The 18913-nt window shown below is 66.3% G+C and carries 20 protein-coding genes; 8 read left to right on the forward strand and 12 right to left on the reverse strand.

Annotation, left to right across the window (positions count from 1 at the left end):
* Positions 1–41: 41 nt before the first annotated feature.
* Both IEW01_RS00455 and IEW01_RS00460 read right to left on the reverse strand, forming a co-directional pair.
* Positions 42–791, reverse strand: a complete 750-nt coding sequence (locus tag IEW01_RS00455) for a metallophosphoesterase (protein ID WP_188525640.1) — start codon at positions 789–791, stop codon at positions 42–44.
* Between the two features lie 249 nt (positions 792–1040).
* Positions 1041–1697 (reverse strand): peroxiredoxin, encoded by a 657-nt coding sequence (locus tag IEW01_RS00460; RefSeq protein WP_188525641.1) that lies wholly within the window; start codon positions 1695–1697, stop codon positions 1041–1043.
* Positions 1698–1879: 182 nt separating this feature from the next.
* On the opposite strand from IEW01_RS00460, the gene IEW01_RS00465 reads away from it, so the two are divergent.
* Positions 1880–3319 (forward strand): aldehyde dehydrogenase family protein, encoded by a 1440-nt coding sequence (locus IEW01_RS00465; RefSeq protein WP_188525642.1) that lies wholly within the window; start codon positions 1880–1882, stop codon positions 3317–3319.
* A 115-nt stretch (positions 3320–3434) separates the two neighbouring features.
* Here IEW01_RS00465 and IEW01_RS00470 read toward each other — a convergent pair whose 3' ends face one another.
* The 5 genes from IEW01_RS00470 to IEW01_RS00490 are packed head-to-tail and all read right to left on the reverse strand — an operon-like array spanning position 3435 to position 6742.
* On the reverse strand, positions 3435–4082 hold the full coding sequence (locus IEW01_RS00470; RefSeq protein WP_188525643.1) for an RluA family pseudouridine synthase: 648 nt from the start codon (positions 4080–4082) through the stop codon (positions 3435–3437).
* A 44-nt stretch (positions 4083–4126) separates the two neighbouring features.
* Positions 4127–4738, reverse strand: coding sequence for a LysE family translocator (locus IEW01_RS00475; protein WP_188525644.1), 612 nt, complete (start codon positions 4736–4738; stop codon positions 4127–4129).
* Positions 4735–5115, reverse strand: coding sequence for a GFA family protein (locus IEW01_RS00480; RefSeq protein ID WP_188525645.1), 381 nt, complete (start codon positions 5113–5115; stop codon positions 4735–4737). The genes IEW01_RS00475 and IEW01_RS00480 overlap by 4 nt, the downstream gene beginning before the upstream one ends.
* The gene (locus IEW01_RS00485) at positions 5109–5558 is read right to left on the reverse strand and encodes a free L-methionine (R)-S-oxide reductase MsrC (RefSeq protein ID WP_188525646.1); all 450 of its coding nucleotides are present in this window, start codon (positions 5556–5558) and stop codon (positions 5109–5111) included. Before IEW01_RS00485 ends, IEW01_RS00480 begins: the two co-directional genes overlap by 7 nt.
* Positions 5558–6742 carry an acetyl-CoA C-acyltransferase gene (locus tag IEW01_RS00490; protein WP_188525647.1) on the reverse strand — a complete coding sequence of 395 codons (1185 nt, stop codon included), beginning with the start codon at positions 6740–6742 and terminating at the stop codon, positions 5558–5560. Before IEW01_RS00490 ends, IEW01_RS00485 begins: the two co-directional genes overlap by 1 nt.
* Positions 6743–6832: 90 nt before the next feature.
* Between IEW01_RS00490 and IEW01_RS00495 the strand changes: the two genes are divergently transcribed.
* Positions 6833–7177, forward strand: coding sequence for an STAS domain-containing protein (locus tag IEW01_RS00495; protein ID WP_188525648.1), 345 nt, complete (start codon positions 6833–6835; stop codon positions 7175–7177).
* Positions 7178–7190: 13 nt separating this feature from the next.
* Positions 7191–7670: an ATP-binding protein gene (locus tag IEW01_RS00500; protein ID WP_188525649.1), complete on the forward strand. Its 480-nt coding sequence runs from the start codon at positions 7191–7193 to the stop codon at positions 7668–7670.
* Positions 7671–8058: 388 nt separating this feature from the next.
* On the opposite strand, the gene hspQ is transcribed toward IEW01_RS00500, so the two are convergent.
* Positions 8059–8385: a heat shock protein HspQ gene (hspQ, locus tag IEW01_RS00505; RefSeq protein ID WP_188525650.1), complete on the reverse strand. Its 327-nt coding sequence runs from the start codon at positions 8383–8385 to the stop codon at positions 8059–8061.
* Between the two features lie 345 nt (positions 8386–8730).
* Between hspQ and IEW01_RS00510 the strand changes: the two genes are divergently transcribed.
* On the forward strand, positions 8731–9315 hold the full coding sequence (locus IEW01_RS00510) for a transglycosylase SLT domain-containing protein (RefSeq protein ID WP_188525651.1): 585 nt from the start codon (positions 8731–8733) through the stop codon (positions 9313–9315).
* Positions 9316–9318: 3 nt separating this feature from the next.
* Here IEW01_RS00510 and IEW01_RS00515 read toward each other — a convergent pair whose 3' ends face one another.
* Entirely contained in the window at positions 9319–10545 is a 1227-nt protein-coding gene (locus IEW01_RS00515; RefSeq protein WP_188525652.1) for an FAD-dependent monooxygenase, read from the reverse strand.
* Positions 10546–10626: 81 nt separating this feature from the next.
* On the opposite strand from IEW01_RS00515, the gene IEW01_RS00520 reads away from it, so the two are divergent.
* From IEW01_RS00520 to IEW01_RS00535, 4 genes are all read left to right on the forward strand, one after another.
* Positions 10627–11958, forward strand: a complete 1332-nt coding sequence (locus IEW01_RS00520) for an amidase (protein WP_188525653.1) — start codon at positions 10627–10629, stop codon at positions 11956–11958.
* A gap of 125 nt (positions 11959–12083) precedes the next feature.
* Complete coding sequence (locus tag IEW01_RS00525) at positions 12084–13265, forward strand: aminotransferase class I/II-fold pyridoxal phosphate-dependent enzyme (RefSeq protein ID WP_188525654.1); 1182 nt, start codon at positions 12084–12086, stop codon at positions 13263–13265.
* Positions 13266–13279: 14 nt separating this feature from the next.
* Complete coding sequence (locus IEW01_RS00530) at positions 13280–16354, forward strand: DNA translocase FtsK (RefSeq protein WP_188525655.1); 3075 nt, start codon at positions 13280–13282, stop codon at positions 16352–16354.
* Positions 16355–16442: 88 nt separating this feature from the next.
* Positions 16443–17045, forward strand: coding sequence for a LolA family protein (locus IEW01_RS00535; protein ID WP_188525656.1), 603 nt, complete (start codon positions 16443–16445; stop codon positions 17043–17045).
* Positions 17046–17081: 36 nt separating this feature from the next.
* Here the strand turns inward: IEW01_RS00535 and IEW01_RS00540 are convergent, their stop codons facing one another.
* The 3 genes from IEW01_RS00540 to trxA are packed head-to-tail and all read right to left on the reverse strand — an operon-like array spanning position 17082 to position 18809.
* A complete protein-coding gene (locus tag IEW01_RS00540) occupies positions 17082–17267 on the reverse strand; it encodes a Trm112 family protein (RefSeq protein ID WP_188525657.1) in 186 nt (61 codons plus the stop codon).
* The gene (locus tag IEW01_RS00545; RefSeq protein WP_188525658.1) at positions 17264–17896 is read right to left on the reverse strand and encodes an LON peptidase substrate-binding domain-containing protein; all 633 of its coding nucleotides are present in this window, start codon (positions 17894–17896) and stop codon (positions 17264–17266) included. The genes IEW01_RS00540 and IEW01_RS00545 overlap by 4 nt, the downstream gene beginning before the upstream one ends.
* 1 nt (position 17897) lies before the next feature.
* Positions 17898–18809: a thioredoxin gene (trxA, locus tag IEW01_RS00550; protein WP_188525659.1), complete on the reverse strand. Its 912-nt coding sequence runs from the start codon at positions 18807–18809 to the stop codon at positions 17898–17900.
* Positions 18810–18913: the final 104 nt, after the last annotated feature.

An 18913-nucleotide genomic window follows, 5' to 3' on the forward strand; every position in this document is an offset into this window, starting at 1 on the left:
CTTTTTCGTTCCACCTGGCTGACTGGCGGACCGCGTCCCCTTCACGTCGCCGGCTCGTCCGGCTTCACCGCCACCCGCCCCTTATCGGTCAGCGCCCAAACGTCGCGCCCCTCGATCACCACCGGCACCAGCTGCCGGCCGTGACCCGCGCCGGTGTCGATCCCGAGGCGGTTGCCGTGATGCTCCACCTCCTCCGAAGGGGTGTGACCATGCACGACGAGCCAGCCGTGATCGGCTTTCGACGACAGGAAGGGTTCGCGGATCCAGACGAGGTCTTCCTCGGCCTGGTCGGCGAGCGGAATGCCCGGGCGAATACCGGCATGAACGAAGAGCAACTCGCCCAGCGAAAAGGAACTCGGCAGGCTGCGGATGAACGCGCGGTGCGCCTCGGGCACCGCCGCGCGCACCCGGGCGTGAAGGTGATTCAACCGTTCGTTATGCTCGATACTGATCCCGTAAGACGCCAGCGTCGTCTCGCCGCCCATGCGCGGGTGAAACCAGTGCAGCCCGACCGGCAGGTGAGGATCGAGCCACGACGGATCTTCGAGAAACCGCGCCATCAACCGGTCGTGGTTGCCCATCAGGGTGATCCAGTTCTCGCCTCGCTCCAGCCCGCCCAGCAGGAAGCCGATCACCCCCCGCGTGTCTGGTCCGCGGTCGCAGAGATCGCCGATATGGATCACCGGTGCGGCGGCATCGCCGCTCCGCGCCCGGTCTTCGGCGATCAGCGCATGGGCGCGTTCCAGCTCGCCCTGGTAGCCGTGAACGTCTCCGATAGCATAAACGCGCATGTGATCTCCTTTTTCGGCACAGCATAGGACAAAGCCGCCGGGTTGCCACCGGGGGTTTCGCCGACCGCGGGCAAAGAGCCCCAACGGGCCGATCTTATTGATGTTCAATAACAATCCCGCATGGGGTCGGCCCGCAAACCCGGCCGGCAAAGCAAACGCCCACCGGACATCCCGGTGGGCGCTCCACTCTTCCCCGACCCTGCAGCTCTCGCCTTCAGGGTCGGGGATATCATGCCTTCGGTGCGGGCCTTACTTGTTGGGGTCCGCGGTGGTGCGCAGGTAGGAGAAGGTTTCCTTCACCTCGCCGAACTTCTCTTTCGCCTCGTCAGTCGTGAGGCTCAGCGCAACGATCACGTCCTCGCCCGGGGTCCAGTTCGCCGGCGTGGCGATCGGCACACCATCGGTGGCCATCACGGCATCGAGCGCGCGCAGAACTTCGGCAAAGTTCCGGCCCACCGACATCGGGTAGGTCATCGAGAGGCGCAGTTTCTTGTCGGGCCCGATGATGAACACCACACGGACCGAAGCGGAATCGGCGGCGGTGCGACCGTCGGGCAGGTAGGCCTCGGCGGGCAGCATGTCGAGCGCCTTCGACACGGAAAGATCATCGTCGGCGATGATCGGGAAGTTCGCTTTCGCGCCCGAGAAGGTCTCGATGTCGGATTTCCACTTCACGTGTTCGTCGACCGTATCGACCGAAAGGCCAATGACCTTCACGCCGCGCTTTTCCCACTCGTCGGCGAGCTGGGCGACGGCGCCGAACTCGGTTGTGCAGACCGGGGTGAAGTCTTTCGGGTGCGAGAACAGGATGGTGTAGCTGTCACCGATGAAGTCGTGAAAATCGATCTCGCCCTGGTCGGTTTTTGCGTGAAAATTCGGAACGGTATCGTTGATGCGCAGTCCCATGGAGGCCTCCTGTCAATCGAGTGTCTGTTGAGGGTTTAGATAAATTCTAATCCGGCGATGTGAACCCCTTGAATGGCCCGCAAACGCCCAATAGACGCGGGCGCGACGGCGTGTCGCAGCCCGGCTTGTTCTTCCCGAGCGGCGGTGACACAGTGGCGCCAAATCCGAAACAGGAGAGAGACATGATCGAGAAACGCGAGTTCTATATCAATGGCGCATGGGTCGCCCCCGAGGTGTCGAACGACCACGAGGTGATCGACCCCTCAACCGAGGAAGCCGTGGCGGTGATCTCGATGGGATCGGCGGCCGATGTAGACAAGGCCGTCGCCGCCGCCAAGGCTGCCTTCCCGGCCTGGATGGAAACTCCGCCCGCCGAACGCATCGCTCTGGTGGAAAAACTGCTCGACGTCTACCTCGCCCGCTCCGAGGAGATGGCGCAGGCGATGACGCTCGCCATGGGCGCGCCGATCGACATGAGCCGTAACAACCAGGTTGGCGCCGGCACCTTCCACATCAAGGAATTCATCGCCGCCGCGAAGCAATTCGAGTTCATCCGCCCGCTTTCCGACCGCGCCCCGAACGACCGCATCGTCTACGAGCCGGTCGGCGTTTGCGGCCTGATCACGCCCTGGAACTGGCCGATGAACCAGATCACGCTCAAGGTCGTCGCCGCCGCGGTCGCCGGCTGCACCATGGTGCTCAAACCCTCCGAGGAGAGTCCGCTCGACGCGATGCTGTTTGCCGAGTTCATGCACGAGGCGGGCTTCCCGCCGGGCGTGTTCAACCTCGTGAATGGCGACGGCATGGGCGCGGGCACTGCGCTCACCGGCCACGCGGATGTCGACATGGTGTCGTTCACCGGCTCCACCCGGGCCGGCATCGCGATCTCGAAGAATGCCGCCGACACGCTCAAGCGCGTCCACCTCGAACTCGGCGGCAAGGGCGCCAACATCATCTTCGCCGACGCCGATGAAAAGGCGGTCAAGCGCGGCGTGATCGACATGATGCAGAACACCGGGCAGAGCTGCAACGCGCCGAGCCGGATGCTGGTGCAGCGAGACATCTATGACCAGGCGGTCGAGCAAGCGGCTGCGATGGCCAACAAGATCGCCGTCGGCGACCCGCACGAGGAAGGCCGCCACATCGGCCCGGTCGTGAACAAGACGCAATGGCAGAAGATCCAGGACCTGATCCAGAAAGGCATCGACGAGGGCGCACGGCTGGTGGCCGGCGGCACCGGCCTGCCGGAGGGCTTCAACCGCGGCTACTACGTCAAGCCCACCGTCTTCGCCGACGTGAACAACGACATGACCATCGCGCGCGAGGAAATCTTCGGCCCGGTGCTCTCGATCATCCCCTTCGAAAGCGAGGAAGAAGCGATCGCGATCACCAACGATACCGTCTATGGCCTGACCAACTACATCCAGACCCAGGACGGCGCGCGCGCCAACCGGGTGGCGCTCAAGGTGCGCTCCGGGATGGTGGAGATGAACGGCCAGTCGCGCAGCTTCGGCTCGCCCTTCGGCGGCATGAAGCAATCGGGCAACGGCCGCGAGGGCGGGGTTTACGGGATCGAGGATTTCCTCGAGATCAAGGCCATCGGCGGCTGGGCGAACGAGTAGGTTTCGCCGGCTGACGCGGGCGATCCGCCGGGGGGCGCTGCCCCCCGGACCCCCCGAGGTATTTGGGCCAGGATGAAGGAGGGGGAAAGCCGGGAAGTGAGCAGTGTAATCACGCTCAAAACGGGCATTTCGCCGAGAAGCTCATCCCCTTGCCGCCGTCGGGATGGCGCAGCCGCAGGTTCTCGGCATGCAGCATCAGGCGGGGGAAATCACGCGCCGGGCCATCCGCGTAGAATGGGTCACCGAGGATCGGGTGGCCGATTTCCTTCATGTGCACCCTCAACTGGTGGCTGCGCCCGGTTTGCGGGTAGAGCCGCACGCGGGTGGTGCCGTCCTCGTGTCGCTGCACGCGCCAATCGGTCACCGCGGGCTTGCCGCGCTCGAAATCGACGTGTTGCAGCGGCCGGTTCGGCCAATCGACGATGAGCGGCAGGTCGATCCGCCCGATCTTCTCGGCCACATGCCCCCAGACCCTTGCGACGTAGGTCTTTTTCACTTGCCGCTTCTCGAATTGCAGGCCGAGCGCGCGCTGCGCGTGGGGCGTCATCGCAAAGACCATCACGCCGGACGTGTCACGATCCAGCCGGTGGACGAGCAGCGCTTCGGGGAAGGCCGCCTGCACCCGCGCCAGCAGGCAATCGGCAAGGTGGTCGCCCTTGCCGGGCACGCTCAAGAGGCCCGCGGGCTTGTTCACCAGCAGGATTTCGTGATCCTGGTGGAGGATCTCGAGGGGCGTGTCGGGCGGGGTGTAATCAGCGCTCATCCCGGCCCTGTCGCAGAGCCTGCGCCTGATCGCAAGCCCCGCGCCTACTCCACGACGAGCCGCAGCGCGAGAAGCCCGAAGATAACCGCCGCGACCTTGCCCATCCATCCCGTCGCCTGCCCCAGCGCCTTGCCCGCCACCCCGGCGAGGGCGCCGTAACCGGCGGTTACGAAGAACCCGGTGGTGGAAAACAGAAGCCCGAGCACGAGGATCTGCTGCCAGACCGGCCCGGTGGCGGGATCGGTGAGCTGGGGCAGGAAGGCGAGCACGAAGAGTGCCACCTTCGGGTTAAGCGCATTGGTGACGAAACCGCGGCGGATCGCGCGGCCCAGCCCGGCCGTGCCCGCGACGCCCTGCGCCGGACCGGCCCGCCAGTATTTCACGGCGAGGAAAAGGAGGTAGCCCGCCCCGAGCCAGCGCACCGCGTCGAAGGCCAGGGGAGAGGCGACGAGCAGCGCCGCCAGCCCCGCCGCCGCGAGCGCGGTGTGCAGCAGGCCGCCCAGCGCAACGCCGAGGGCCGCCGCGATGCCCGCACGCGGGCCGCCCGCGAGGCCCGAGGCAGAGGCGAACATCACGTCCGACCCGGGCGTGAGGTTCAGCAGCAGGCCCGCACCGAGGAACGCGGCGACGTTCACCGGATCGAGTCCGGCGATCACCCTTCGCCCTCCTGTTGCGGCTCGCTTTGCGCTATGTCGTAGTAGTCGCCCTTGTCTTCGGTGAAAATATGCCGGCCAAGGTGCATCCCCGTCGGCCCGTCGACGGCACCGAGGGCGAAATCCATGTTGCCCGAGCCGTGTTCCTGCCAGAACAGTGACGATCCGCAGCGCGGGCAGAAGCCCCGGCGCGCCCGGGGGCTGGCCGCAAACCAGCGCACCTCGCCCTCGATCTCGATCCCGTCTTCGGCGACGATGGCGGCAGCCCAGACATGGCCCGACATCTTGCGGCATTGCGAGCAATGGCAGGCGGCCGGATCGAAGGCCTGCCCCGTGACGGTGAAGCGCACGTCGCCGCAGAGGCAGGACCCTTTCAGCATGGCGCGAAGACCTCTGCGAGTATGGCCGCGAGCGCCTCGGCGTCTTCCTCGGTGAAGGCCGCGGGCTTGTCGCTGTCGATATCGAACACGGCAATGAGGTCGCCTGCACCGTTCCATACCGGCAGCACCAGTTCGGAGCGGGTCGAGGCGGCGCAGGCGATGTGACCGGCAAAGGCCTCGACATCATCGACCAGTTGAACTGATCCGCTGCGGGCCGCCGCGCCGCAGACACCGCGCTCGAACGGGATGGTGAGGCAGCCATGCCCGCCCTGGTAGGGGCCGACCTTTAGAAGACCGGGTGCAACGACGCGGTAAAAGCCCGTCCAGTCGAAGCGGTCATCGAATTGATGCACCTCGCAGGCGAGCGTGGCCATCAGCGCAACGGGGTCGGTCTCGCCCGCGCAGAGCGCCGCGATGCGCTTGTGCAGCTCGTCGTAGCCCATCACACCCGCTCCACCGCCATCGCCGTGGCCTCGCCGCCGCCGATGCAGATTGCCGCGACCCCGCGCCGCGCACCCTGCCGCTCCATCGCGTGGAGCAGGGTGACCATGATCCGCGCGCCGGAGGCGCCCACCGGGTGGCCGAGCGCGCAGGCACCGCCGTGAATGTTGAGCCGGTCGTGGGAGACGCCAAGCGCGCGCATGAACAGCAGCGGCACGATCGCGAAGGCCTCGTTGACCTCCCAGAGATCGACCTGTGCCGCCGTCCAGCCGGCCCGGTCCAGCAGCTTGTGCGCCGCCCCGATCGGTGCGGTGAGAAACTCCGCCGGGGCCTGGGCGTGGCTTGCATGGGCCACCACCCGGGCGCGGATGTTGAGCCCGAGCGCCCTTGCGGTTTCTTGCGAACACATCACCAGCGCCGCCGCGCCGTCGGAGATCGACGACGAGTTTGCCGCCGTCACCGTGCCGCCCTCGCGAAAAGCCGGGCGGAGATTGGCGATCTTGTCAGGATTGGCGCGGCCGGGCTGTTCGTCGGCGCTCACGATATGCTCGCCGCCGCGCGTGGGCACGGTGACCGGGGCGATCTCGGCATCGAAGGCCCCGGCGGCCTGCGCTGCGCGGGCGCGCTCCAGCGATGTCCGGGCGTAATCATCCTGGGTCTCGCGGCTCAGCCCCTCGGCGGCGGCGCAGTCTTCTGCGAAGCTACCCATCAGCCGACCTTCCTCGTAGGCGTCTTCGAGCCCGTCGGTGAACATGTGATCGAGCACCGCGCCGTGGCCGATACGCTGACCCGCCCGCATCCGGGGCAAAAGATAGGGCGCCTGCGTCATGCTCTCCATCCCGCCCGCAACGATCACGCCGTCGGCCCCCAGCGCCAGCGCATCATGCGCCATCATCGCCGTCTTCATCCCCGAGCCGCACATCTTGTTGACGGTGGTCGCGGGCACATCGGCGCCCAGCCCGGCCCCGAAACCCGCCTGCCGGGCCGGGGCCTGGCCCTGGCCTGCCATCAGCACGTTGCCCATGATGAGGTCACGCACATCGCCGGGCCGCGCGCCGGCGTCCTGCAAAGCCGCCCGAATCGCCCGCGCGCCGAGCTCCGACGCACTCATCCCGGTGAGGCCGCCCTGAAAGCTGCCCATCGGGGTGCGGGCGCTCCCCGCGATCACGATTTCGCCCCTGGCCATTGGATCTCCGTTCTCGCATCGCGCTTACCGAATGGTAACGCTCGCGCCTTACCCTCCTTCAAAACACAACACGGGCAAAGGAGAAAGGGCATGGATCTCGTCTGTCATGACAGCGAAGATATCAGGATCGTCGAAGTGGCCGAAGACCGGATTGATGCCGCAGTCGCGATCCAGTTCAAGGACAGGATGCGCGAGTTGTCGGACAATGGGCCGATGCGCGTCATCCTCGATCTGTCGCGCGTCACCTTTCTCGACAGTTCCGGACTCGGCGCCGTGGTGGCGGCGCTGAAGCAGATGGCGGACGGGCGGCGGCTCGAACTCTCCGGTCTCACACCCAAGGTGGCCAAGGTGTTCCGCCTCACACGGATGGACACGGTGTTCACCATTCACCCGGATATCTCCGCGATCGGCGTCGGCCTCAAGAATGCTGGCTAGGTCGTTCGGTTTCATGGGGTCAGCCCGCGATCATTCTGTTGGCAAGCCAACCCCGAACGGGCGTTTTCGCCTCGTCTTCCCGGGCGATTCGCTCTCGGTGCGCGGCGCGCTCAGGGCCGCGATGCGCGCGTTTCACGAGATGGGCGTTGCCGAGGGGCATGTCGGCGTGGTCGAGATCGTGCTGGCCGAAGTTCTCAACAACGTGGTCGAACATGCCTATGCCGATCACGGCCGGGGCGTGATCGAGCTCGACGTTTCGCACCGGGGAATCGCGCTGGCCTTCGTGATCCGTGACGACGGCCGCCCGATGCCCGGCGGCAGCGCTCCCGGCGGCAGGCCGCATGATCTTGACGTTACCGCCGATGATCTGCCCGAGGGCGGGTTTGGCTGGCATCTGATCCGCGAACTGACAGACGATCTCGAGTATCACCGCTCGGGCAATCGCAACGAGCTCCGGTTCTGCATCCAGCTTGATGCCTCCTTGCATAATTGAGGCGGATTTCGCCACGGTCGGCGGCGCCGGTCACGACCCAATTGCCGCGGAATTGCCCGATTGGTTCCCAATCATGGACAGATTGCAGAGCCAATCTTCGGGTGTAGCTGCATAGGCTTCCCTCGGTGCCGCGTCTAACAGCCCCCACCCAGCGCGCGGCACCGAGGTTCATTTCTTCCCGCATCGTTGGATATGCATCCGTGCAGTCGGCGTGAACCGACTGCCAACGGCGCCCGCGCCGCTGCCGTGACCCGCACGAATCGCCCGTCACAGCGCACACACGCTCACGACCGGTCGCGGCTGGCATCACTCGACCGGCAAGGCGACGGGGCGGGCAAGCGGCCGCGCATCGCCTTCGCCGGACAATGGCGCGGAACCGGCCGGTCGCTCAGTTCAACTGGAAATACAGCGGGTAGTGCCCGTCTTCAAACTCACCGAAAAGCTCGGGCACATCGGGGTGATCCACCGGCTCGCCGGAATAGTCGGCAACGAGGTTCTGCTCGGAAACATAGGCCACGTAGTAGCTCTGATCGTTCTCGGCGAGCAGGTGATAGAAGGGCTGATCCTTCGAGGGCCGACTGTCTTCGGGAATGGCCTCATACCATTCCTCGGTATTGCTGAAGGCGGCGTCGACGTCAAAGATCACACCCCGGAAGGGATGCTTCCGGTGACGGACGACCTGTCCAAGATGATATTTTGCCCGCGTTTTAAGCATAGTCCAACAACCCCCGCGCAATTACTAATGCTTCGCACCCGGGCTTGTCCATGCAACCGGGCCGATTTTGTGGGAAACAGACTGTGAACCTCGTCCTGACAGTGCCCGAAATCATCCACCCGTTTTCCCGCCGGTGCCGATCGGCGTCCTCGTGCCAGGCCGCGGCCTCGAAAAACCGAATCGCTTCTCCGCCTCCCGGGCGGTGACACAGCCGCCACCGTCGCCTTCACGCCTGTGACCGTTGCCACGATACCGCCCACGCGCGCCTTTGTGATCCAGCCCCATTTCCTCATCGGCCGGTTTGGGCTATGCTATCTGAAAAAATAAAAGTGTTGCGAGGGGCAGATGAGCAGACTTCTTCGCACGATCATACTTCTTGTGCTTGTCGCGTCATGCGGCAGCAAGGATTTCCAGGCGCCGCGCAACCTCGACGACGCCTGCTCGATCGTGCAACAACGACCGGAATACTTGCGCGCGATGAAACAGGCGGAGCGCAAGTGGAACGTGCCCGTGCCGGTGCTGATGGCCATGATCTACCAGGAATCGAAGTTCATCGGGAACAACCGCACGCCGATGAAATACGCGCTGGGCGTCATCCCCCTCGGCCGCCAGAGTTCGGCCTATGGCTACGCCCAGGCGCTCGATGGCACCTGGGAGGAGTACAGGCGCACCGATGGCGGACGCTTCGCCAAGCGCGACGACATCAAGGACGCGACCGATTTCATGGGCTGGTACATGAACCTCACCCTGCTTGAAACCGGCGTGCCCCTGAACGACACGCGCAACCAGTATCTCGCCTACCACGACGGGCGCACGGGCTATCTGCGCGGCAGCTACAAGAGCAAGACATGGCTCCTCAGGATCGCCGACGAGGTCAACGACCGCGCGCTGATGTATGACCAGCAGTTGAGGCTCTGCGCCAAACGCTGACCCTCAGATCTGCCGCCCCTGCAACAGCTTCGGCAGATCACCCGTCAGGCCCGCCGCCTCGCGGATGAAGCCCCGGCGCAGGCTTGGCATGGCGTTGACGGCGCCCAGCCCGATATCGCGCACGGTGCGAAGAATCGGGTTGTCATTCGAGAACAGCCGGTTCACCGTTTCGGTCGCGGTGACCATGCTGGTCACATCGAAGCGGCGCCATTGCTGGTAGCGTTCGAGAACGTCGATCCGGCCGTAATCCTCGCCCCGCCGTTTCGCCAGGGTGAGCACCTCGGCGAGCGCGCCCACATCCTTCAGGCCCGCATTCAGCCCCTGCCCCGCGATCGGGTGCATCCCGTGCGCCGCGTCGCCCACCAGCGCCACGCGGTCGGCCACGAAGGCATCGGCGACCGTGAGGTTGAGCGGATAGGTGAAGCGCCGTCCGGCAAGGCGGATCTCGCCGAGAAAGTCGCCGAAACGCGGGCGCAATTCTTCGAGATAGCCGGCGTCGTCGAGCGCATGGATGCGCGCTGCCTCGGCATGGCTTTCCGTCCAGACGATGGAGCATTGGTTGCCGGGCAGCGGCAGGATGGCGAGCGGCCCCGGCGGCATGAAGAACTGGTGCGCAACGCCGTGGTGCGGCTTTTCATGCTCGATGGCGCAAACCAGAGCGGTCTGGCCGTAATCGTGACCGTGCCGCCCGATCCCGGCGCGCTCCGCCACGCCCGACCGCCGCCCGTCGCAGCCCACCACCATGCGGCCGGCAAGCGTCTTGCCGCTGTCGAGCGTGAGGGTAACGCTGGCCGGGCCAACCTCCTGCGCCGTCACCAAAGCACCGTCGATCAGGGTGACCTTCGGGTGCGCGGTCATCGCTTCGAGGAGGGCGCGGGCGAGGAAGCGGTCTTCGACCATGTAGCCCATCGGGCCCTCGTCAAGCTCGCCGTTGTCGAACTCCAGAACGAAAGGCCCGGGGCCGGAGCCCGGCTTGCCGTCGGAAATGCGGATCTCGAGCAGCGGCGTGACGTTGTCGCCCACCCTGTCCCAGACGCCGATGGCCTTGAGCAGCCGCTGCGAGGCGAGCGCGAGGGCATAGCCGCGCCCGTCGAATTCGTCTTCGCCGCGCGTGCCGGCCTTCAACGCGTCGATCACCGTCACGTCGAAGCCCGCATCGCCCAGCGCCAAAGCGAGCGCCGGACCATTGAGCCCGCCGCCTACGATCAGGATGTCACTGTCGAGTTTCATGGCCTCATCTTTGGCGCGGGAAATCGGGATTGTCCATGCGCCCGCGCGCCGCTACCGTCGCGTCAAATTGGAGGGATGCGGATGGCGGATGACTGGCTTTTTATGAGCGCGGGCGATCTCGGGCGCGCGATCGGCGCGGGGCGGATCGACCCGGTGGATCTGGCCGGTGCCTTCTTCGATGCGATCAAGGCCCATCCGCTGCAAACCCGAATCTATGCCCGCCTCACCGAGGCGCGCGCCATGGCCGAGGCCGAGGCGGCGGCGATGCGCGCGAAGGCCGGAACCCGGCGCGGGCCGCTCGATGGCGTGCCGGTGAGCTGGAAAGATCTTTACGACACTGCCGGCGTGACCACAGAAGCCGGGTCGGCGCTGCTGGCGGGACGGGTGCCCGAACAAGACGCTGAAGTGTTGCAGAATGCCACCGCCATGGGCCTCGTGGGCCTCGGCAAAACCCATATGTCGGAACTGGCCTTCTCCGGTCTGGGGCTCAACCCGGTGACCGAAACGCCGCCTTGCGTGCACGACCCCGAGGCGGTGTCGGGCGGCTCGTCCTCCGGTGCGGCCACCTCCGTGGCTTTCGGCCTCGCACCCGGCGCAATCGGCTCGGACACGGGCGGCTCGGTGCGCATCCCGGCGGCGTGGAACGATCTGGTCGGGTTGAAGACCACCTCGGGGCGGCTTTCGCTCAAGGGCGTGGTGCCGCTGGCGGCGAGCTTCGACACGGTCGGCCCGCTCTGCCGCAACGTGGAGGATTGCGCGCTGTTTCTCGCCGCGCTCGAAGGCCGGGCGCGCGCCGCCGACCTGGAGGGCATCACGCTGCGGGGCCGGCGCTTCCTGATCCTCGAAAACGGGTTGCGCGACGTGCGCGAAGGGCCGATGGCCGGGTTCGAACGCGCGGTGGCGCGGCTGACCGACGCGGGCGCCGAGATCGACCGCGCGCATCTCGAACAGGTGGACGAGGCGATGGCGATGTCGGCGATCCTCTACACCACCGAGGCCTATGCGACCTGGCGCGAGGAGATCGAGGCGCGGCCGCACCTGATGTTTGACCAGATCCTCGAACGCTTCCGCGCCGGCGGCACGTTCAGCGGTGCAGATTTCGTTGCCGCATGGCAGAAGCTGGAGCGGCTGCGCGGCGAATACCGCCGCCTCACCGCCGGGTTCGACGCCGTGATCCTGCCGGCTGCCGCCAACCTGCCGCCAAAGGCCGACCGGCTGCTCTCCGATCACGATTACTACGTGACGGAGAACCTGCTGACGCTCAACAACACCCGCATCGGCAACCTCATGGGGGGCGCCGGGATCACCCTGCCAACGGGCGTGCCCTCCGCCGGGATCATGTTTCTCGGCACGCCGATGGGCGAGGAGCGCCTGCTCCGAATCGCCGCGGCCGCCGAAGCGGCCTTGACCTAAAAGCCACATATCTCCACCCCAAGCAGCGGGATTTTCAGCCTTTTTCTGGACCGCGCCACGCGGAACGGCTATTCTGGACCAAATCGGGGCGCGAATGACCCCGAAACCAGAGGCAGATACAGGCGATGACGTTTCCCGAGCGGTTTTCCGGCTTGCCAGAATATGCGTTCCCGCGTTTGCGGAGACTGCTCGACGCCCATGCGCCGGGCGGCGACGTGGTGCATATGACCATCGGCGAGCCGCAACATGCGATGCCCGATTTCGTCGGCTCGGTGATCGCGGACAACCTCGCGGGCTTCGGAAAATACCCGCCCAACGAGGGCACGCCGGAACTGCGCGCCGCGATCTCGGCCTGGATCGAGCGGCGTTATCGCGTGGCGGTTGATGCCGAGACCCAGGTTATGGCGCTCAACGGCACCCGCGAGGGGCTTTTCAACGCCGCCGTGGCGCTCTGCCCCGAAGAGGTGCGCGGGCAACGGCCGGTGGTGCTCATCCCCAACCCGTTCTACCAGGTGTATGCCGTTGCCGCGCAGGCGGTGGGAGCCGAACCCGTGTTCGTGCCCGCCACGGAAGAGACCGGCTTCCTGCCCGATTACACCGCCTTGCCCAAGGAGATCCTGAACCGCACCGCGATCGCCTTTCTCTGCTCGCCCTCCAACCCGCAGGGTGCGGTGGCCAGCCGCGAAGACTGGGCGTCGCTGATCGCGCTGGCGGAAAAGCACGATTTCCAGATCTTCGCCGACGAGTGCTATTCGGAGGTCTACCGCGACACGCCGCCGCCGGGCGCGCTGGAAGTGGCCACCGAGGGCGGGGCCGACCCCGAGCGCGTGGTGATCTTCCATTCGCTCTCGAAACGGTCGAACCTGCCGGGCCTGCGCGCGGGCTTCGCCGCGGGCGGCCCCGAGAGCATCGCGCGGATGAAACAGCTTCGCGCCTATGCCGGCGCGCCATTGCCGCTGCCGCTGCAGCGCGTGGCCGAGCGCGCCTGGGCCGACGAGGCGCATGTGACCGCCTCGCGCGCGCTCTACCGGAAAAAATACGCGGTGGCCGACGCGGTGCTTGGCGACGTGCCCGGCTATCATCCGCCGCAAGCGGGCTTTTTCCTGTGGCTACCGGTCGACGATGGCGAGGCGGCGGCGCTGAAGCTCTGGACCGAAACGGGCGTTCGGGTGCTGCCCGGCGCCTACCTCGCCCGCGAGGTGAACGGAACGAACCCCGGACGGGGCTATATCCGGGTTGCCCTAGTGGCCCCGAAAGACGAGACGCAGCAGGCCCTCGAACGGGTCAAACGCTGCCTCTACGCATAAGAACGAGGTGAGGAATGGCATATCAGGCGAAAGGGCGTGACCCGATCTTCGACAGCACCACACAGGCGCTGATCGAGCAAAGGGGCAAGGAACTTCTCGGCCTTGGGTTGCTCGCGCTGGCCCTGACGCTCGGCCTCATCCTCGGTTCCTACTCGCCCGACGATCCGGGCTGGCTCGCCGCCACCGACGGCCCGGCGCAGAACATGCTCGGCCTTGTCGGCGCAAGGATCGCATCGCCGCTGGCCGTGATCATCGGCATGGGCGCCTGGGGCATCGTCGCCGCGCTCGCGGCCTGGGGTGTGCGCTTCGTGCTACACCAGGGCGAGGAGCGCGCGCTCGGGCGGGCGATCTTCGTGCCGATCGCCGTGGCGCTGGCCTCGATCTACGCCTCGACCCTCGTGCCCGGCCCTGGCTGGAGCCACACTTTCGGCCTCGGCGGGCTATTCGGCGACACGATGCTGGGCGCCGTGCTTGGCGTCCTGCCCGTCGATCCTGCCGTCGGGCTCAAGACGCTTTCGCTCGTTGCCGGGCTCGCGATGCTGTCGATCGGCGCCTTTGCGCTGGGCTTCAACCACGGCGAGCTGCGGCGCTTCGGGGTGTTCCTCGTTGCCGGCGTGGTGATGACCTACGCGGGCCTGCTCAAGCTGACCCAATTCGGCCTGCGCGGCGCGGTTTTCGGGGCTTCCGGCGCGGTCCGCGGCGCGGCGGCCTTGAGGGAGCGCCGGGCCACGCGCCGGGCCGAACAGCCTGCCTGGGAAGACGCCCACGGCTACGAAGACCATGACGCCGACTTCTCGGCCCCGCCACCGCTGCACGCCAACCGCGTGGCGCGTGCCGAACCGCCCGTGGCGCGTGGCCGTGCCATGTTTCGGCCCCCGACCCACGAAGAGGCCCCGCGCGCCGCCGTCGCCCCCGAGACGCAGCCTGCCCAACCGCAGCGGCAAGGGCTTCTGGCGCGCGTGCAAGGGCTGGCAAAGCGCACGCCCGAGCCACAGATCGAACCCGAACTCGTGGAGCAGCCGCCCTATCTCGGCGCGCTTCCCGAAGGCATGGGATCGTCCGACCGGATCAGCGCCAAGATCGCAAACGCGCTGAAGGCGCGTCGCTCCGAGGGCCCGATCGCCCCGGAAGCCGTGACGCCGGAGGGCGAAGCGATGTCGCCTATGTCTGCCGCGATCGCCTCGGCGGCGGCCCGGGCCCGGGCCCGCAAGGAGGCCATGGCGGCCAACCTGCGCGCTGAGCCCCCGGTGAAGCGCAGCAACGCCTCCGAGCCGGAATTGCCGCGCGAACCCGCCCTTGAACAGGCCAATATCTTTGCCGGCGCAACCCTCGCACCGGACCCGGCGTATGCCGACATCGACGTGGAAGACGACAGCTTGTGGGACGACGATTTCGACGCCGACCCGGTGCCGGACGACGAAGCGCGCTGGGCGGCCGCCGCCTCGGCGCCGCAAGTCACTCCGCAGCCCATGGCCCGCAAGGTGGTTCAGCACAGCAGCCACAAGACGGCCCCCTCCAGCCGCGCCCGCGCCGAGGCGCAACCTTCGCTGAACTTCGGCGGCGCCGAGGCGGCCTATGAACTTCCTCCGCTGGGCCTGCTCACCGACCCGGCCTCGATCGAGCGCCATCATCTCTCCGACGAGGCGCTGGAAGAGAACGCGCGGATGCTCGAAACCGTGCTCGACGATTACGGCGTGAAGGGCGAGATCGTGAGCGTGCGCCCCGGCCCGGTTGTCACCATGTACGAGCTGGAACCCGCGCCGGGCCTCAAGGCTTCCCGCGTGATCGGGCTGGCCGATGATATCGCGCGATCGATGTCGGCGCTGTCGGCGCGCGTGTCGACCGTGCCCGGCCGCTCGGTGATCGGGATCGAACTGCCCAACGAATACCGCGAAAAGGTCGTGCTGCGCGAAATCCTGTCATCCAAGGATTTCGGCGACACCAACATGCGCCTGCCCCTGGCGCTGGGCAAGGATATCGGGGGCCGCGCGATCGTGGCCAACCTCGCCAAGATGCCGCACCTCCTGATCGCCGGCACCACCGGTTCGGGCAAGTCGGTGGCGATCAACACGATGATCCTGAGCCTGCTCTACCGGCTCCCGCCCGAAGACTGCCGCCTGATCATGATCGACCCCAAGATGCTGGAACTCTCGGTCTACGACGGCATTCCGCACCTGCTGAGCCCGGTGGTGACCGACCCGAAGAAGGCCGTCGTGGCGCTCAAGTGGGTCGTGGGCGAGATGGAAGAACGTTATCGCAAGATGTCGAAAATGGGCGTGCGCAACATCGAGGGCTTCAACGGCCGGGTGAAGGATGCGCTCGACAAGGGTGAGATGTTCTCGCGCACCGTTCAGACCGGGTTCGACGAGGATACCGGCGAGCCGATCTTCGAATCGGAGGAATTCGCTCCCGAAAAGCTGCCCTATATCGTCGTCGTGGTCGACGAGATGGCCGACCTGATGATGGTGGCCGGCAAGGAGATCGAAGCGGCGATCCAGCGGCTTGCACAGATGGCGCGGGCAAGCGGCATTCACCTCATCATGGCCACGCAGCGCCCTTCGGTCGACGTGATCACCGGCACGATCAAGGCCAACTTCCCCACCCGGATCAGCTTCCAGGTGACCTCGAAGATCGACAGCCGCACGATCCTCGGCGAACAGGGCGCCGAGCAGCTTCTGGGCATGGGCGACATGCTCTACATGGCCGGCGGCGCGCGGATCACCCGGGTGCACGGCCCCTTCGTCAGCGACGAAGAGGTGGAGGAGATCGTGAACCATCTCAAGAGCTTCGGCTCCCCCGATTACGTCTCGGGCGTGGTGGAAGGGCCGGACGAGGACAAGGCCGCCGATATTGACGCGGTGCTCGGCCTCAACACCGGCGGCAACACCAACGGCGACGATGCGCTCTACGACCAGGCCGTGGCGATCGTGATCAAGGACCGCAAGTGCTCGACCTCCTACATCCAGCGCAAGCTCGGCATCGGCTACAACAAGGCCGCGCGGCTCGTGGAGCAGATGGAGGACGAGGGGCTGGTGAGCGCCTCGAACCACGTCGGCAAGCGCGAGATCCTCGTTCCGGAACAGCATTAGCGGCGTGATATCGCCTATCAATCCGTTTTGCGGCAGCTTCAGGTGCGGGCGTTCTGGAATCGCCCGCGCTTATGACTAGGTAGGTGATATGAAATTTTCTCGCTTCCTCCTCGCGCCCATGCTCGTGGCGCTGACCGCCCTGCCGGCGATGGCCGAAAAGCTCTCGCTCACCGAGCTTTCGGGCTACATCAACGGGCTGACCACGCTCGAGGCGCAGTTCACCCAGATCAATGACGACGAGACGATCTCGACCGGCAAGATCCTGATCAGCCGGCCGGGCCGTGCGCGCTTCGAATACGATCCGCCGGAGCAGACGCTGGTGATCGCGGGCGGCCAGCAGCTTGCGGTGTTCGACGGCAAATCCAACACCGGCCCGGAGCAATACCCGCTCAAGGAAACGCCGCTGAACCTGATCCTCGCGCGCGATGTCGATCTTGCCCGCTCCGGCATGGTCGTGGCGCATGATTACGACGGCACCGCCACGGTGGTGACGGCGCAGGATCCGGAAAACCCGCAATACGGCAATATCCAGCTGATGTTCACCGCCGACCCGGTGGAGTTGCGCCAATGGGTGATCACCGATGGCTCGGGGGCCCAGACCACGGTGATCCTCGGCGCGCTGAAAACGGGCATGCAGTTCAATACCGCGACGTTTTCGATCACCGCCGAGATCGACAAGCGCAACCGCTGATCGGGCCGCACGCGATTGCGAAATCGCGTGCCCGCCTCACTTCTCCAGCTTGCGCGCCTCGTCCACCAGCATGATCGGGATTCCGTCACGCACCGGAAAAGCCAGCCCGGCGGCTTCGGAAATCAGTTCCTGCCGTTCGGCATCGTAGCGCAGGCGGGTCTGGGTCAGCGGGCAGACCAGCGCCTCGAGCATGCGGCGATCCTGCGCGGGTTGATCGGTCATTGCAGGTTGTCCTCGGTGCCGCCCGCAAGGGCGTATTCCATAAGCGCTGCGAGGGTCTCGCGCCGGGTGCTGAGCGAGGGCGCTTCGAGCAGCGCCTGCTTGTCTTCGGTAGCGAACGGCAGGAGGATCGCGAGCGAATTGATCATCAGTTCGTCGTCGGCCTCTTCGAGGCTCTCCCAATCGGTACGAAGGTCCGACACGTCGAAATACCGCGCCAACAGGTCGAGGAAAGGCACACGGTCGAAGCCCGGGTCTTTCTCGGCCGCGCCGAGATCGCGTTCGAACCCCTCCCAGCTTACCTTGGCGGTCAGGTAGGGGCGAAACCCGTCCTCGACCTTGCCAAGCCGGAACCGGCTCACGCCCGAGAGCGTGATCATGTAACGGTGGTCGTCGGTCTCGTTGAATTGGGTCACCCGCCCGGCGCAGCCGATCGTGTGCAGCCGCTCGCCCGCGTCGTCGGCAGGCTGGATCATCCCGATCAGCCGCTCGGGCGTTTTCAGCACGTCTTCGAGCATGGCGAGGTAGCGGGGCTCGAAGATGTGCAGAGGCAGCCGGGCGCGCGGCAAGAGCAGCGCCCCCGGCAGGGGAAAGAGCGGGATGCTCTCTGGCAAGTCGGCGCGCGAGAACATGTCAGGCGAACATGATCGACGAAAGCTTGCGCCGACCCGCCAGAGACACGGGATCGTTCGCCGGAAGCGCCTCGAAAATGGTAAAGAGCTGGGCCTTCGCCGCGCCGTCGTTCCACTCCCTGTCGCGCCGGAAGATCTCGAGAAGCTCGTCGACCGCACCCTGAACATCGCCGCTGGCGTGCAGCGCCTTGGCGAGGTCGAACCGCGCCTGATGATCGGCGGGATCGGCTGCCACCTTGGCGCGCAGGTCGTCCACCGGCCCGGCCTCGGCGGCCTGGCGGGCAAGCGCGATCTTGGCATGGGCGCCGTCGATCTCCGGCGAATGGCTGATCTCGGCGGGTGCACCGTTGAGAACCGCCTCGGCGTCTTCCAGATTTCCTTCGGCGATCTTCACGCGCGCAAGCCCGGCATAGGCCGCCGCCGCGTTCGGGTCTTCCTCGATGATCGCGGCGAAGGTTTGCGCAGCGTCGTCCAGCGCCCCTGCTTCGAGCATTTCCTCGGCGCTGGCGATCGCCGCGGCAAGCGGCCCCTCGGTGGCGAGCGCCGCCATCTTCTCGACGAACTGGTTCACCTGGCTTTGCGGCAGCGCGCCCTGAAACCCGTCGACCGGCTGGCCATCGTGAAAGGCATAGACCGTCGGGATCGACTGGACCCGCAACTGGCCCGCGACCTGCTGGTTTTCGTCGACGTTGATCTTGACCATCTTGACCTTGCCGCCAGCGGCGTTCACCGCCGCCTCCAGCGCCGGGCCGAGGGTGCGGCAGGGCCCGCACCACGGCGCCCAGAAATCGACGATCACGGGCACCTCTTTCGACGCCTCGATCACATCCTCCATGAAGGTCGCTTCGCTGATTTCCTTCACCAGCGCGCCGTCATTCGCGGGCGCGGCGCCAGTTTGTCCCATCTCAAGCATCTCGTGCTCCTTAAGTCATGTGTTGGCCCCAATATGGGACCGGGCGGCGCTCACTCCAACCCTCTTGGCTGGCGGAGTCGCTTTACCTTGGCTGGTTTGCTCAC

The sequence above is a fragment of the Sinisalibacter lacisalsi genome (assembly GCF_014640115.1).
In the GTDB taxonomy this organism is placed as follows: domain Bacteria; phylum Pseudomonadota; class Alphaproteobacteria; order Rhodobacterales; family Rhodobacteraceae; genus Sinisalibacter; species Sinisalibacter lacisalsi.